The sequence below is a fragment of the Frondihabitans sp. PAMC 28766 genome (assembly GCF_001577365.1).
In the GTDB taxonomy this organism is placed as follows: domain Bacteria; phylum Actinomycetota; class Actinomycetes; order Actinomycetales; family Microbacteriaceae; genus Frondihabitans.
In genome coordinates this window covers 2,365,529-2,378,327 of sequence record NZ_CP014513.1, presented here as the reverse complement: position 1 = coordinate 2,378,327, position 12,799 = coordinate 2,365,529, and the positions used below count along the sequence as shown (strand labels likewise).

Annotated in this window: 14 protein-coding genes; 4 read left to right on the top strand and 10 right to left on the bottom strand. The window is 69.8% G+C overall.

What is annotated here, in order from left to right:
• Positions 1-318, top strand: a complete 318-nt coding sequence (locus tag AX769_RS11470) for a MerR family transcriptional regulator (protein ID WP_239451766.1) — start codon at positions 1-3, stop codon at positions 316-318.
• Positions 319-504: 186 nt separating this feature from the next.
• On the opposite strand, the gene AX769_RS23990 is transcribed toward AX769_RS11470, so the two are convergent.
• From AX769_RS23990 to AX769_RS11450, 5 genes are read right to left on the bottom strand one after another with little or no spacing between them, the layout of a single operon-like run.
• Positions 505-681 carry a hypothetical protein gene (locus tag AX769_RS23990; protein ID WP_157887599.1) on the bottom strand — a complete coding sequence of 59 codons (177 nt, stop codon included), beginning with the start codon at positions 679-681 and terminating at the stop codon, positions 505-507.
• The gene (locus AX769_RS11465; RefSeq protein WP_066279352.1) at positions 660-863 is read right to left on the bottom strand and encodes a hypothetical protein; all 204 of its coding nucleotides are present in this window, start codon (positions 861-863) and stop codon (positions 660-662) included. The genes AX769_RS23990 and AX769_RS11465 overlap by 22 nt, the downstream gene beginning before the upstream one ends.
• 14 nt (positions 864-877) lie before the next feature.
• Positions 878-1,348, bottom strand: coding sequence for a DUF805 domain-containing protein (locus tag AX769_RS11460; protein ID WP_066279350.1), 471 nt, complete (start codon positions 1,346-1,348; stop codon positions 878-880).
• Between the two features lie 25 nt (positions 1,349-1,373).
• Complete coding sequence (locus AX769_RS11455) at positions 1,374-2,180, bottom strand: hypothetical protein (RefSeq protein ID WP_066283560.1); 807 nt, start codon at positions 2,178-2,180, stop codon at positions 1,374-1,376.
• A gap of 21 nt (positions 2,181-2,201) precedes the next feature.
• Entirely contained in the window at positions 2,202-3,116 is a 915-nt protein-coding gene (locus AX769_RS11450) for a serine hydrolase (RefSeq protein ID WP_066279347.1), read from the bottom strand.
• Between the two features lie 68 nt (positions 3,117-3,184).
• Between AX769_RS11450 and AX769_RS11445 the strand changes: the two genes are divergently transcribed.
• Positions 3,185-4,057 carry an SDR family NAD(P)-dependent oxidoreductase gene (locus AX769_RS11445; RefSeq protein ID WP_066279345.1) on the top strand — a complete coding sequence of 291 codons (873 nt, stop codon included), beginning with the start codon at positions 3,185-3,187 and terminating at the stop codon, positions 4,055-4,057.
• 17 nt (positions 4,058-4,074) lie between these two features.
• Here AX769_RS11445 and AX769_RS11440 read toward each other — a convergent pair whose 3' ends face one another.
• From AX769_RS11440 to AX769_RS11430, 3 genes are all read right to left on the bottom strand, one after another.
• The gene (locus tag AX769_RS11440) at positions 4,075-4,815 is read right to left on the bottom strand and encodes a hypothetical protein (protein WP_157887598.1); all 741 of its coding nucleotides are present in this window, start codon (positions 4,813-4,815) and stop codon (positions 4,075-4,077) included.
• Positions 4,812-5,768 (bottom strand): ABC transporter ATP-binding protein, encoded by a 957-nt coding sequence (locus AX769_RS11435; protein ID WP_082764057.1) that lies wholly within the window; start codon positions 5,766-5,768, stop codon positions 4,812-4,814. The genes AX769_RS11440 and AX769_RS11435 overlap by 4 nt, the downstream gene beginning before the upstream one ends.
• Before the next feature lie 337 nt (positions 5,769-6,105).
• On the bottom strand, positions 6,106-6,555 hold the full coding sequence (locus tag AX769_RS11430; RefSeq protein WP_066279337.1) for a hypothetical protein: 450 nt from the start codon (positions 6,553-6,555) through the stop codon (positions 6,106-6,108).
• 234 nt (positions 6,556-6,789) lie between these two features.
• Here AX769_RS11430 and AX769_RS11425 point away from each other — a divergent pair, with 234 nt between their 5' ends.
• Both AX769_RS11425 and AX769_RS11420 read left to right on the top strand, forming a co-directional pair.
• Positions 6,790-7,236, top strand: a complete 447-nt coding sequence (locus AX769_RS11425) for a hypothetical protein (protein WP_066279334.1) — start codon at positions 6,790-6,792, stop codon at positions 7,234-7,236.
• A 252-nt stretch (positions 7,237-7,488) separates the two neighbouring features.
• Positions 7,489-8,199 (top strand): NUDIX hydrolase, encoded by a 711-nt coding sequence (locus AX769_RS11420; protein WP_066279332.1) that lies wholly within the window; start codon positions 7,489-7,491, stop codon positions 8,197-8,199.
• A 50-nt stretch (positions 8,200-8,249) separates the two neighbouring features.
• On the opposite strand, the gene AX769_RS11415 is transcribed toward AX769_RS11420, so the two are convergent.
• Together AX769_RS11415 and AX769_RS11410 are read right to left on the bottom strand one after the other, a co-directional pair.
• Positions 8,250-9,161, bottom strand: coding sequence for an ADP-ribosylglycohydrolase family protein (locus tag AX769_RS11415; protein WP_204249202.1), 912 nt, complete (start codon positions 9,159-9,161; stop codon positions 8,250-8,252).
• Between the two features lie 95 nt (positions 9,162-9,256).
• Positions 9,257-12,754 (bottom strand): bifunctional RecB family nuclease/DEAD/DEAH box helicase, encoded by a 3,498-nt coding sequence (locus tag AX769_RS11410; protein WP_066279327.1) that lies wholly within the window; start codon positions 12,752-12,754, stop codon positions 9,257-9,259.
• Between the last annotated feature and the right edge of the window lie 45 nt (positions 12,755-12,799).

Here is a 12,799-nt window from a genome sequence, read left to right as displayed (position 1 = left end):
ATGCGAATCGGCGATGTCGCGCACCGTGCCGGGGTCAGCGCCCGCGCTCTGCGGTATTACGAGGAGCAGGGGCTGCTGACCTCGGAGCGCACCGCCTCGGGCCAACGCACGTATGCCGAGTCGGCTGTCGAGAAGGTGCAGCTGATCCAGCAATTCTTCGCCGCCGGCCTTGCCAGTCGCACCATTGCGCAGCTGCTGCCGTGCGTCGACACCGGCACATCGTCGCCCGAGGTCTTCGACCTGCTCGGGCAGAACGCGCCCGGATCACCGAGACGATGGCGTCGCTGGCCGCCGCGCGCGACGCCCTCGATCGAATGATCGACATCGCGCACCACCCGAACGCCGAGTATTGCCCCGCGCTGCGTGACCCGGCGTGGGCGCCGGTCGGCGCCGCTGCTGCCCCTGCCGTCTGACCCAGCCGTCTGACCCGGCGGCCTGGCGCGGCGGCCGCCCGCATGCCGGCCTGCCATTCGCGGTGCGATGTCAGCGTCTGACATCGCCACGCTACTCCCCTGCACTCCGGGCGCCCTGTCCCGGATCATTTACGAGAATGAACGTCGCGAAAGCGATCGCGAGCACCAGTCCCGCGACGGGTAACAGAATCACGGCGGGCTCGGCCACCGACGATTGCGCGGCGAACCCGACGGCGCCCACCCATGTCATGGCGCTGTCGATGCGCACGCCGGGCTCTCGGGGAAGTGCGAACTCATCAGCGCAGCCCACCCCGCGATCGTGCAGGCCATCATGGCCCACCACGCTCCGGTCGTGAGCGGCACGTGATTCTCGTCGACGGCCACCCGACTGACACAACAGACCACCACGAGCACGATGAAGCCGACGAGACGCAGCCGTCGATACGTCATACCCGGTCGGTGCGTCACGCAAGGTCGAATCGACGCCCGGCGAGCACGGGGCGCCGACACGTCCACGCGATCAGCACGATCCAGCCGTAGACGGGCACCAAACCGATCAGGATCCAGGCACCGCTGCGGTTCACATCGTGCAACCGCCGCCAGGTGAGAGCGAGTTGGGGCACCAGCACGGCCAGACCGAAGATCGAGCTCAGCAGGTTGATCGCGTCGCCGGGGCCTTGGAAGCCGCCGACATGCTGCCAGGCGGTCGACGTGTCATAGCCGAAAGCCTCGGTGACGATCGATAACACGAGCTGGACGACGCCCGTCGCGAGCACCCACCACCAGAACTCGCTGCGACTGGCGCGGCCCGAGAAGGTCGCGTACTTGCGGAATCCACGCTTCACGGCAGCCGCGAAGGGAGCGTCGTAGAAAGGCCGATCGAGGGGCGGCTCAGGTTTCTCGGCAGGCAGAGCGGGTGCAGATGGAAACGACATTCCAACATCGTACAGACATTTCGGGCTACTCGTCGAGACCCAGAACAGCTTCCACCACGGGTTCGTGTCGGCGGGCGAAGGCCTCGTCCCAGCGCCCGGCCAGGTGCTGCGTTGCGATGCGGTAGGCGAGCGCCCGCACCAGCAGCTGGCGCCACTCGGCGACCCCGCGACTCTCGGCGAGCGCCACGGTCGGCAGACCATGCCAGCAGGCTGCATCGGCGACCGCGACCGCCGCGCCGAACCCGGTCGGCCTCCAGTAGGGAGCCCAATCGATCACGGCCGGCGGTCGCCCCGGGGCGAACAGCACGTTGCCGAGCAGGTCGCCGTGGATGACCTGCGCCGGCGACGCGACCGGGCGGGTCGTGGCCATCAACGCCACAAGCAGCGGGTCGCCGAACAGAGCCCCGTCGCTCGGCCGCGTCTCACCCCACGCCATCCGGTCGGCGATGCTCCACCGGTCGGTCGATGCCGCGATGAAATCGGGTCGAGGCAGGTGCGCGATCGCGCGATGAAAAGCCTGCCCGGCCCGGACGACATCGTCGACGCGCGACTGGTCGGCGGCGCCCGGCACCCACTCGAGCGCTTCCCACTCGTCGAGCACCCACTCGCCGCCGGACGCACGGAGAGGTCTGGGCACTGTGAATCCGTCGTGCGGGCCCGACGAGAGCAGCTCGCCCAGCGCCTCGGATTTCCACGCCGCCTCGCGCGGGTCGCCGGCGGGCCGCAGCACCACCCGACCCGCGCGCCAGGTGAGACCGCGCCCGCCGGCCAGCCGCTCTGCATCCTGCGACGCCCCGAAAGCGGTGAGCACGGCGGGGCTCGGTGTACCCACGTCGTCTGAGGCGACCACTGCTCAGCCGACGTGCTCTGCGACGGCCGCTTGCGCGAGCTCGGCGAGACGGTGCTCGCCCGACTCTTCGTGAGCCGTGACGGTGATGACGGCGTCACGCCCCTGGTCGACGACGACGTACTGGCCGTAGCGGCCGTCGAGTCGCCAGGCGTCTCCGGGGCCGCCCCAGACGGCGAGCCCGTAGCGCGCGGAGTCTCCGGTGCCGCGGGTGGCGACGGTGGCCTCGTGCATCTGGTCGATCCAGGCGCCGTCGACGAGCGCCTGCCCATTCCACTGCCCCCGGTCGCGCAGCAGCCGCCCGATGCGGGCGAGCTCTTCGGTGCGCAGTTCGAGCCCGGTGCCGCCCATGATGGAGCCGAGCGGGCATCGGTGCCACTGCGGGTTGTCGATGCCGAGCGGCTCGAACAGCCGCGGGATGAGCCAGTCGCGGACGTCGCCGACGACCGTCTCGAGCATGCGCATGGCCACGTACGGGCTGGAGTCGGTGTAGAGGAACGCCGTGCCCGCCCCGTTGCTCGGCAGCCCGAGCATCACCTGGGCGAGATCGGGGGTGGAGGCCGGGCGCTCGGCGGTGGCGGCCCCGGGCACGGGCTGATCGCCGAACCATTGGAACTTGATGCCGCTCGTCATCGTCAGCAGGTGCCGCAGGGTGATGCCGTCCACGCCGGCACCGAGCTGCATCGAGGGGAAGAACTCCCCCACGGTCGAATCGAGCCCGATCAGCCCGTCGCCGACGGCGATCCCCGCCGCGAGCGCACACACGCCTTTGCTCACCGAGTAGACGTTCTCGCGGTCGTCGCTGCGCCACCGATGCTCGGCGACGTCGTCACCGATCAGCACGTGCACGCCGTACGCACCCAGCCCCTCGGCATCGACGTTGCGAACGAACTGGTCGAGCACCCTCTGCGCTGAAGTCATGCCTCGAGTCTGGCACCGGCCGGCCTCACAACGAGCCCCTTCCAGCGGCCGGGTCTACCGTGCACTCCATGACTGTCTTCCTGCCGGAGCCCGCCCGCGTCGACGACCACACCATCGTGATCACGGGGGCCAGCTCGGGCGTCGGCCGTGCGGCCGCCCGCGCCCTGTCGCGGTTGGGCGCCACCGTCGCGGTCGTGGGCCGCAACCCCGAGCGGACGAGAGCGGTCGCGTCGGAGATCGGCGCGAAACCGTACATCGCCGACTTCACCGACCTCGGCGCCGTCCGCTCGCTCGCCGACGAGCTCCTCACCGACCTGCCGAAGATTCACGTTCTCGCCAACAACGCCGGCGGCACGTTCACGACCCGCACACCCACGAAGGACGGCTACGACGTCACCTTCCAGAGCAACCATCTCTCTCCCTTCCTGCTGACCACGCTCTTGCTGCCTCGCCTCCTCGAAACGGCGCAGGATGCCACGCCCGGCACGGTGCGCATCATCCAGACCTCGAGTGGTGCCAACGCCTTCGGCAAGGTCGTGCTCGACGACCTCGACAACCACCGCGGCCCGTGGGTGAACGGTTTTCGCGCCTACTGCGCGAGCAAGCTCGAGAACGTCCTCTTCACCCGTGAACTGGCGCGCCGACTCCGCGGCACGAACGTCAGCGCCTATGCCTTCCACCCGGGCTTCGTCGCCTCCGCTTTCGGCGGCGGCAGCGCCTTCGTCGAGCTCGGCCAGAAGCTCGCCGCCATCACGCCCGAGGAGGGTGCCGAGCCGCTGGTGCGCCTCGCCGCGGCCACGACCGTCCCGGCGCCGAGCGGCAACTACTTCGACCGTCTGAAGGCACCGGGCCGCGTCGCCCGGCAGGCGAACGACGGCCGGCTCGCCGCCGAGCTGTGGGCGGGCAGTGAGTTGCGCGCCGGGGTCCGCAGCCCCGTCTGAGCTCTCCGCGCCGAACGTCACCGCACTTCGCGACGGAGTTGGCGCCACCAGCCGACGGCGAGCGGCACGATGATCCACAAGACGAGTGACGACGCGGCCTGACCGATCCCCGGCACACCGTCGGGAAGTGCCTCCCATCCCCAGTTCGGTTGGCTGAGCCAGGTCGTGAACGCCAGACTCGAGACCCACGGGGCCACGCTCGGCGCGTTCAACCCGAGAACGATGTCGTAGGTGATCGGCACGACCAGAGTCACGGCGATCGCGGCGGGCGTGTTCAACAGCAGCGACCCGATCGCCGCGCCTGAGAGTGCAGCGCACAGCGCGAGCGCCGTGACACCCCAGAGATTTCGGCCGACGAGCCCGGGGTCGGCGTGGGCGATGGCGCCGGGGTGGAGGATCAGCGACGACAGGGCACCGAGGGCCGCGACGACGAAAGCCGTGACGAGCACCAGGGCGACACACGCGATCAAGCGAGCCATCAGGATCCTGCGGCGTCGCGGCACCAGGGCGAACGTCGTGAGGGCCACGCGCTGGGTCCAGTCTCCGGTCACCGCGAGGACGGCGACGATGGGAAGCAGCGCGGTGAGAGGCAGCAGGGGCGCGCTGATCGACTCGGCGAAGCTGGGCTCGTCTCGGGCGGTCAGGAGCGCCGCACCGAGCCCGAGTGCGACGATGATCGCGAAGACTGCGCGCGCGGCTCGGGTGTCCGTCGCCTTGCGAAGTTCGACGATGACAAGCGTGCGGAGGGGAATCATCACGGCACCTCCGGTGCTTTCGACAGGGCCATGAGGTCGTCGTGACGCCCCTGGAATTCGCCGCTCGTGGTGTCGAGGAAGTACTGCTGGAGACTCGGTGCGATGCGGGCCAGCGATGTCAGAGCGACGCCGGTTTCGACGGACAGGCGGCCGAGCACCTCGGGCTCGACATCCGCGACGACTCCCCCGCCGGCCGCCGCCTCGACGGGAATGCCGCGTTCGGCCGCAGCAGCGAGCAGGGCCTCGTCGTTGACGGAGCTCGCCCGGCATCCTCTGGTGTCATTCGCCCCGCCAAAGTCGCGTGCCGGCCCCGCGTACTTCGCCTGACCTCGGTCGAGCACGACCAGATCGTCGGCGATTGCTTCGATCTCGGCGAGGTGGTGGCTGGAGACCAGGACGGTCCCCCCGGCACGAGCGAACCTCGAGAGGAACTCGTTGAGCCAGGCCAGCCCTTCGGGGTCGAGGCCGTTGCCCGGCTCGTCGAGCAGGAGGATCTTCGGCGCGCCGAGCAGGGCTATCGCCAGCCCGAGCCGCTGCCGCATGCCCAACGACAGAGCACCCACTTTGCGACTCGACACGTCGGCGAGCCCGACGGTGGCCAGACATTGCCGCACCCGCTGTCTCGATGCGCCGCACATCAAGCCGGCAAGCTCGACGCTCTCTCGGACACTGCGACCGGTGTGCTGAGCGCTGGCATCGAGCAGGATCCCGACGTCGGCCGCGGGGTTCACCAACTCGTCGTAGGTCGAACTGCCGAAGAGCACCTCCCCGCTGTCGGCCCGCGCCAGCCCCAGCATGAGTCGCATCGTCGTCGACTTACCCGAGCCGTTGGGCCCCAGCAGGGCCGTCACGGCGCCCGGCCTGGCGGTGAAGGACACATCGTCGACCGCAGCGTGTGCGCCGTACGTCTTGGTGAGCCGCCGAACTGTGATCGCCGCCTCGGGAGCTGCGGTCATCTCCACTCCAGTACGGCGAGTGACACGGCGGTCGCAAGGAGGAGCGACGTGAGCGCCATTCGAGGTTCGCGCCGGTGCGGCGCCAGCCACCCCGTCACCGCGGCGACAACGATTCCCGGGCCCAACGGGGCGAACCGAAGAGGGCTGTCGAAGAATAGAAAGACGACGGTGAGAACGAGGCAGACTGTCGCGAACAGTGACGAGATGGTGATGGCATCGGCGGTTCTGGTGGGTGTCTCGTCGGTGGTGATGATCGAGCCTTTCGTGGTGGAGCGGTGGGCGAGGAGAGCGTGCGAGGGTGCGACGGGTCGTGCCCGGCCCGTCGCACCGGCTGCGATCAGTGGAAGTAGTTCCAGATGTCCAGGGCACTCACGAGCGTGCCGATACCTCCGAGCACGGCCTTGATGCCGTTCCATAGCGGTGTGAACGCCGCGTAGGCCTTCTTCACCGCCGCGCTGAACGTCGCCCAGAGGCCAGGGATCTTCTTGATCGCACTCACGACCGTGGCGACGCTCACGCGAGCCGAGGCTGGGCCGCCCGCGCGATCCGGAGCCACCTCGGCAGACGACGTGCCGCTCGCCGCCAGGGTGGTGGCCGGCGAGGCGGACGTCATCGTCGTCGATCCGGCCACAGGCGCCGACACGGACGCCGTTGCGTTCGCTGTCGCGCCCGCATGAGCCGGAACGGCTGCGTTGGCGGCCCCTCCCACGCCCACGATCGCCGGTGCGGTCAGAGCGATGATTGCGACGGTCTTCCGCCAGGTCAGCCAGCGCTTGTCAGATTTCATGGAGTACGGTCCGATCTGCTTCTCGACGAGGGCGTTTCCCTTGTCGTGAGGTCTCTGGCACCGCTGCAACGGTGCCGGAGAGAGCCGGGGTGAACCCTTCTGTTCATCTCGGCTCTGCCACCTTGCCCGACCTCGCCTCACCATGTCAAATTAATCACGTGACATTCCATGGCGTTAGGATCTCTGTCACGCACCTAATCCGGTGCGCAGCAGGATCGAGCGATCGGATGGCGAATGAGTCTCCTCAGGTGGAACCTCCTTGTTGCGCTGCCTCCCCTTCTCGGTGCCGCCGCGGTCATGCTCGGCACGTACTGGATCCGGCGAAGGGTCCGCGCCGATCCCGACTCGCGCGCACCGCTGGTCGGCCGCAACATCCTGTTGGCGACTCTCGGTGCCGCGGTCCTGCTTCCGCTGCTCGTGGTCGTCGGGCTGGTCGGCCTGACCGCTGTCGTCTGGTCGACCCACCTGCCCGTGTCGGTGCCCCTGCTCATCGAAACGACCCACCTGACCGACGAGCCAGGTGGCGGTGTCGACATTCAGGCAGGCCCTCTCTTCGCCGTCCTCGCGGCCGTGCTCTTCGTCGGCTTGGCACTCGGCCTCTACTTCGTGCTGAATCGACAGCCCCTCGTGCAGAAAACAAGCACGCCGCGATCTCGACCCCGAGGACGGACGCGGATATGACCACACTGGAACGCGCAGCTTGCCCACGTCGAGCTCGGGTGGTCCGCCCTCTGGGTGGTCGCGGCCGTCCCGATCGGTGCGATGCAACTTGCGTTGACGCATGCCCCACATGGGAGAAGTTCGCGAACAGCTTGATTGGCTCCAGAGCCAATCGACGCCTCCGCGAACACAGTTCTGCGAGCACCTGCACGAAACTCGCCTCACACACGCACGCCTGACCCGCAATTGCGCACCACCGCGTAAATTGTTCCCGTGCCCACCTACCGCGACTCGCATCACAAGACGCTCGCCGACTACCCGCGCCCCTCGGTCGCGGTCGACACGGCCGTGCTGACGGTCACGCCCGAGCGACAGCTCGCCGTCCTGCTGGTCGAGGCGGGCGCGACCGCCGGGGCGGGCACCACAGCCAGCTCGAGCGCCGGCCCGGGCACAAGCGCCGGCCCGGCGAAGAGCCCGACGAGCCGTCGTCTGCCCGGCACATTCCTCCACGAGGGCGAGCGCCTCGCCGACGCCGTCCTCCGCTCGCTTCGCGACAAGGCGGGCATCGAGGGGCTCGCGCCGCGCCAATTGCACGTGTTCGACGAGCCCGAACGCGACGATCGTGGCTGGGTCTTGTCGGTAGCGCATCTGGTCGCGGTCCCGTTCGATCGGGTGTCGCAGGATCGGGCGAAAGCCGCGTTCGTGCCGGTGTCCGAGGTCGAGCCCCTGCCCTACGGCCACAACGAGATCGTGGCTCGGGCTGTCGCGACGCTCCGCGCGGACTATGCCGAGCACCCGGATCCTGCCGCCCTTGTCGCGGGGCCGTTCACGTTGACGCAGCTGCGGCAGACGCACGAGGTGCTGGCGGGCGAGGCGTTGCAGCGCGACGCCTTCCGTCGGGCGATGGAGCCGCAGCTGCGCAAGGTCGACGCGCGCAGCGAGGGCTCGGTCGGCAAGCCCGCGCAGCTCTACACGCGCGCCTGACCGTCGCGCGGGCCCCCAACCCCGGGGCCCGCGCCCAGCGCCGCGCCTGGCTAGATCGCAGCCTCGGCCAACTCGACGAGGTCACCGAACCGCAGCCCTGGCCACCCGTGCACGATCTCGCGCCACTCCGGTGGCACGGCACTCGCGCCGTAGAACGCCCCGGCCAGGCCGCCCGCGATCGCAGCGACCGTGTCGGTGTCGTTGCCGCCGCGCACTGCGCGCTCGAGCATGTCGACGAGCGTCGTGCCGTGCGTGATCGCCGACCAGGCTCCCTGCACCGCTTCGACAACCCATCCGTTGCTCGTGAAGTCGCGCGGCTGCGACGCCTCGGCGACGTCGAGGAGGTCGTGCCACCGCTGCCGCCGGTCGGAGGGCAGCGCGTCGATGCCACTGCGCACGTCGAGCTCGCCGTCGACGATCGCCCTCCGGATCGCGAGGCACCAGATCACGCAGGCATCCCCCGCATCCTCGTCGAAGTGCGTCAGGTCGCTCACCCGCCGAGCCGTTGCAACGAGGCCCTCGGGGTCGGACAGGTGGCCGAGCGCGACCGGCGCCGTCCGCATCAGCGACCCGTTGCCTCCTGACTGCCCGTATCGCTCGTGCTCGGCTCGCGCGGCGACTCGGGCGCTCGCCTCCGTCGCATCCTGCAGCTGCCCCAGCACGGCCCGCGTCTGGTTGCCGACGTCGGGCGCCGTGTCGGCCCAGGTCGCCCACTCACTGACGACACGGTCGAGGGTTTCGGCATCGTCGAGCCGATCCCCGCGCGCCAGCGCCTGGGCAAGGGGGATGGCCATCGAGGTGTCGTCCGTCCACTCGCCGGGCTCCCACATGAAGCCGCCGCCGCCCTTCATGCGCACGACGCGGTCGTCGGGCAGCGCCGGGCCGAACTCGTAGCCGGCGCCGAGGGCGTCGCCGCAGGCCATGCCGACCAGGGCGCCGGTGGCGCGGTCCGTTGTGCTCATGAGACCCTCACTTCGTCGATTCGTTTGCGCATTTCTGCGTAAACCCATCTTACGACAAGCTGCCGACATTTGCGCGTATCCGCGCTAAGCGGTGCCTACGCGTCGGCGACAACCGGAGCTGGCTCGTCACGCCCCTCGATCAGCGTCAAGTAGCGACTGAGCAGCCGCAGCTCACCGACCGATTGCGGCAGCCCAAGCGCGAGCCCCGGCGACGCCACGAGGAAGGCCGCCCACTGCGCCCGCGAGATGGCCACGTTGAGCCGGTTCGGCATCAGCAAGAACTCGAGCCCGCGGGGGATGTCGGCGGCCGAGGAGGCCGCGAGCGAGATGATCGCGACAGCGGCCTCCCGCCCCTGGAACATGTCGACGGTGCCGACCTGCGTGCCGGCCAGACCGGCCGCATCCAGAGCGTCGCGCAGCAGCCCGACCTGCGCGTTGTACGGCGCGACCACGATGATGTCCGTGTCGGCGAGCGGCTCGCCGGCCTTGGCGGGGTCGGACACCCACGTGCGCCCAAGGAGCCCCACCGCGAGAGAGACGACCCGGTCGACCTCTTCGGGCGACGACGTCGTGTTGCGCCGGTGCGTCACGGGCACCACGTGCAGCCCCGGATCCACCCCGTCGAGCGACCGAGGCGGCGCGATCGAGGTGAGCTCGCCCGCATACGACAGCTCGGACACGGGAGCACACACCTCGGGCGCCATCCGCCGCGTGTGCGCGAGGAAGTAGCCGAACCGTGCCGGCAGCACGTCATTGCCCTGGGCCAGCCAGCCGAGCGCCGACTGGTCGACGGGCTCGGGGTGAATGCCCTGGCTGACCTGCGGCAACTGTTGCGGGTCTCCGAGCAGCAGGATCCGGCGCGCGGCCACCGACGCGGCGATCGTCGGCGCGAGCGAGAACTGCCCTGCTTCCTCCACGACCAGCAGGTCGAGTGAGCGCCGCCCCACCTTGTTCGCCCCCGCGAACGTCCACGCTGTCCCGCCGACCACGAACCCGCCGTCCCGGCTCGCGAAGTCAGCCGTCTTGCCCTTCTTCACGGCCGTCCACGCCACATCGTCCGTGACGCCGTCTTTCCGCTCCTTGCCGACGAGCTCGGGTGCGAGCCCGGCCTCGACGACCGCGGTGAGCACGTTCTCGACCGCCGCGTGCGACTGCGCGACGACGCCGATTTTCCAGCCGTGTTCCACGACCAGCCGCGCGATGACGCGGCTGCCGACGTACGTCTTGCCTGTGCCGGGCGGCCCCTGGATCGCGAGCGCCGACTGGTCCATGCCGAGCAGTGTCGTCACGACTGGCGTGACGGCATCCTCGTCGTCGACGATCGGCGCGATGGGTCCGCGTGGCGGCAGCCGCCGCAGCAGGTCGAGGGCCGGGTCGGCCGGGAGGTCGTCGATGTGGTCGAGCACGTGGCCGCCCCACTCCGAGATCGCGGCTGGCTGTGGCGCAGCGCGCGGCGGGGCCGCCGGCCCGAGCACGACGGGCAGAGCGTCGTAGGCGTCGGCCTCGGTGGCAGCACGTTCGACGACGACGGCTTCGAGCCCGTCGGGCGTGGCCTGCACCGAGGCCAGGGCGACGCTCTGGGTGTAGCCGCGTGATCCCGATCCTGCGTCGCGAAGCCCCAGAGGGTGGGGGAAGTCGTAGAGCAGCGGGCCGATGGGCGAGCCCTCGCGCAGCTTGCTGCCCGGCGCCGGGCGCAGCGACAGACGCAGCTCGCGCGACCAGCTCTTGCCGCGGCCGACGGGCGGCGCCCAGTCGCGGTAGACCGAGGCACGTTCGACGACGAACACGTCGCGGGTGTCGGCGAACTCGTCGATGGGGTCGCGGAGGCGGGCGAAGTGCTCTTGCCAGTAGGTCTTCTCTTCGCGGCGGTGGTAGTCGATCGCGGCCGCAGCGAGCGCGATGGCGGTCTGGTCGGGGGTGCGGTCGAGCGGGTCGACTCCGTCGAGGTGCGCCATGAGGCCGAGGTAGACGGGGTCTGGCTCGCGGACGATGCGCTCGAGCTCGCTCTCGACGTCGTCGAGCGGCGCCTGGCCGAACGGCGCCCCGGCACCGGCGCCCTCCGCAGTGGCCGAAGCAGCGGCGGCAGTGGCAAGCCCCAGCAGCCAATCGCGCAGCTTCAGCGTCGACACGCAGTCGTATTCGTTGTAGGCGCCGACCTGGTCGAGCATCCGCTGGCCGGTCACGGTGTTGGTGCGCATGACCTCCATCGCGTCGACGTACGCCTGGATGCTGTCGGCCGCGTTGGTGACGTCGTAGTCCGAGCGGTCGCCCGGCATGTAGAGCGGTTCGAGCTTCTTGAGCGAGTAGCTGTGCGACCCGACCACGAGCGCCTGCCGCACCACCGGGTAGAGGTCGACGAGCACGTTGTCGCGCAGGAGGTCGTCGACCTGCTGCTCGCCCACCCCGTGCCGGGCGGCCAGCGACAGCAGGTGCGTCCGCTCGTACGAGGCGTAGTGGTAGATGTGCATGTTCGGGTAGGCCGCCCGCCGCTCGGCGACGTACTCGAGAAACGCGACCAGTGCTGCACGCTCGTCGGCGAACGTGTGCGCCCAGAACGGCACGAACCGCTCGTCGGCTTCGACCAGCCCGAAGAGGTAGTCGAGCCCCCACACGTCGTTGTCTTCGCTGTAGAGCGGGTCGCCTTCGAAGTCGAAGAAGATGTCACCGGCATCAGGATCAGGAATGGCTGCGAACGCGCGCGCGTCCAGCACCTCCACCTGCGGCACCCCGTCGCTGGCGACCTGTGCGGCGGCCTGCCGTCGCAGCTTGGCCAGCACCTTCGCCGAGAGCCCGTCGACCGGCCCCGTCGACGTCGCGAGGTCGTCGATCGTCGTGATGCCGGCATCCTGCAGCCTGCTGCGCTGGTCGAGGCGCATGCCCGCGACGAGGACAAGGTCGCGGTGCGCTTCGACCTCGGTCTCGCAGGCGCTGCATCGCCCGCAGGCTGCGTAGAGAGGGTCGCCCCACTCGACTGCTGCCTCGGCGAGAAACCGCTCCGCAAGCGTCGCCCGGAGTCGCGCAAGCTGCACCCTGTAGACCGGCAGCAGGTCGGCGAGCTCGTGCGAGCTGACGGAGTTGTCGCCCAGAACGAGGCGAACGCGATCGCCCACGGGCAGACCGAGCGCTGCGATCTGCTCGGCGTAACCGGCGAGCTGCAGCAGTGCCGTGATCTTCGCGTGGCGGGCGAGCTTGGTGTCGTAGACCTCGTAGGCCCCGGCATCGTTCAGGATGAGGAAGTCGGAGAACCCCAGGAACCACCCGTCGAAAAACGTTGCCTGGTAGAGCACCTTCGCGCCCGCGGCCATCGCGGCTCGCGCTGCCTCTGCGGCACTCGCGTACTCGGCCGGGGCAGGCCTGTCGGCGAACTCGACGACGTTCTCGGCCCCGTGCTCGGTGCGGAGCCGCTCGAGGTAGCGCTCTTCGTGCTCGATGCCGAGCGTCGCCGTGCGCTCGAGCATCGCGTCGGCCTTGTCTTCGGCCTTGTCGATGCGCCCCAGCTTCGCGTCGAGCCGCCGCAAGAAGGCCCACTCGCACGCCGCCCACGTGCTCAGGTCGGACGGGCTGGTGACGACGTGGTCTCCGTCTACGTACATGCGGTGCTCCCCCGGTGGCGGTCGATCGGTGTGAGTCGACTGTAG

What these genes read in the sequence shown, in the direction of transcription:
- AX769_RS11450 (WP_066279347.1), bottom strand. Translation starts at nt 3,116, where the DNA reads ATGACTTCAGCGCAGAGGGTGCTCGACCAGTTCGTTCGCAACGTCGAT.
- AX769_RS11470 (WP_239451766.1), top strand. Translation starts at nt 1, where the DNA reads ATGCGAATCGGCGATGTCGCGCACCGTGCCGGGGTCAGCGCCCGCGCT.
- AX769_RS11445 (WP_066279345.1), top strand. Translation starts at nt 3,185, where the DNA reads ATGACTGTCTTCCTGCCGGAGCCCGCCCGCGTCGACGACCACACCATC.
- AX769_RS11430 (WP_066279337.1), bottom strand. Translation starts at nt 6,555, where the DNA reads ATGAAATCTGACAAGCGCTGGCTGACCTGGCGGAAGACCGTCGCAATC.
- AX769_RS11410 (WP_066279327.1), bottom strand. Translation starts at nt 12,754, where the DNA reads ATGTACGTAGACGGAGACCACGTCGTCACCAGCCCGTCCGACCTGAGC.
- AX769_RS11465 (WP_066279352.1), bottom strand. Translation starts at nt 863, where the DNA reads ATGACGTATCGACGGCTGCGTCTCGTCGGCTTCATCGTGCTCGTGGTG.
- AX769_RS11425 (WP_066279334.1), top strand. Translation starts at nt 6,790, where the DNA reads ATGAGTCTCCTCAGGTGGAACCTCCTTGTTGCGCTGCCTCCCCTTCTC.
- AX769_RS11415 (WP_204249202.1), bottom strand. Translation starts at nt 9,161, where the DNA reads ATGAGCACAACGGACCGCGCCACCGGCGCCCTGGTCGGCATGGCCTGC.
- AX769_RS11460 (WP_066279350.1), bottom strand. Translation starts at nt 1,348, where the DNA reads ATGTCGTTTCCATCTGCACCCGCTCTGCCTGCCGAGAAACCTGAGCCG.
- AX769_RS11435 (WP_082764057.1), bottom strand. Translation starts at nt 5,768, where the DNA reads ATGACCGCAGCTCCCGAGGCGGCGATCACAGTTCGGCGGCTCACCAAG.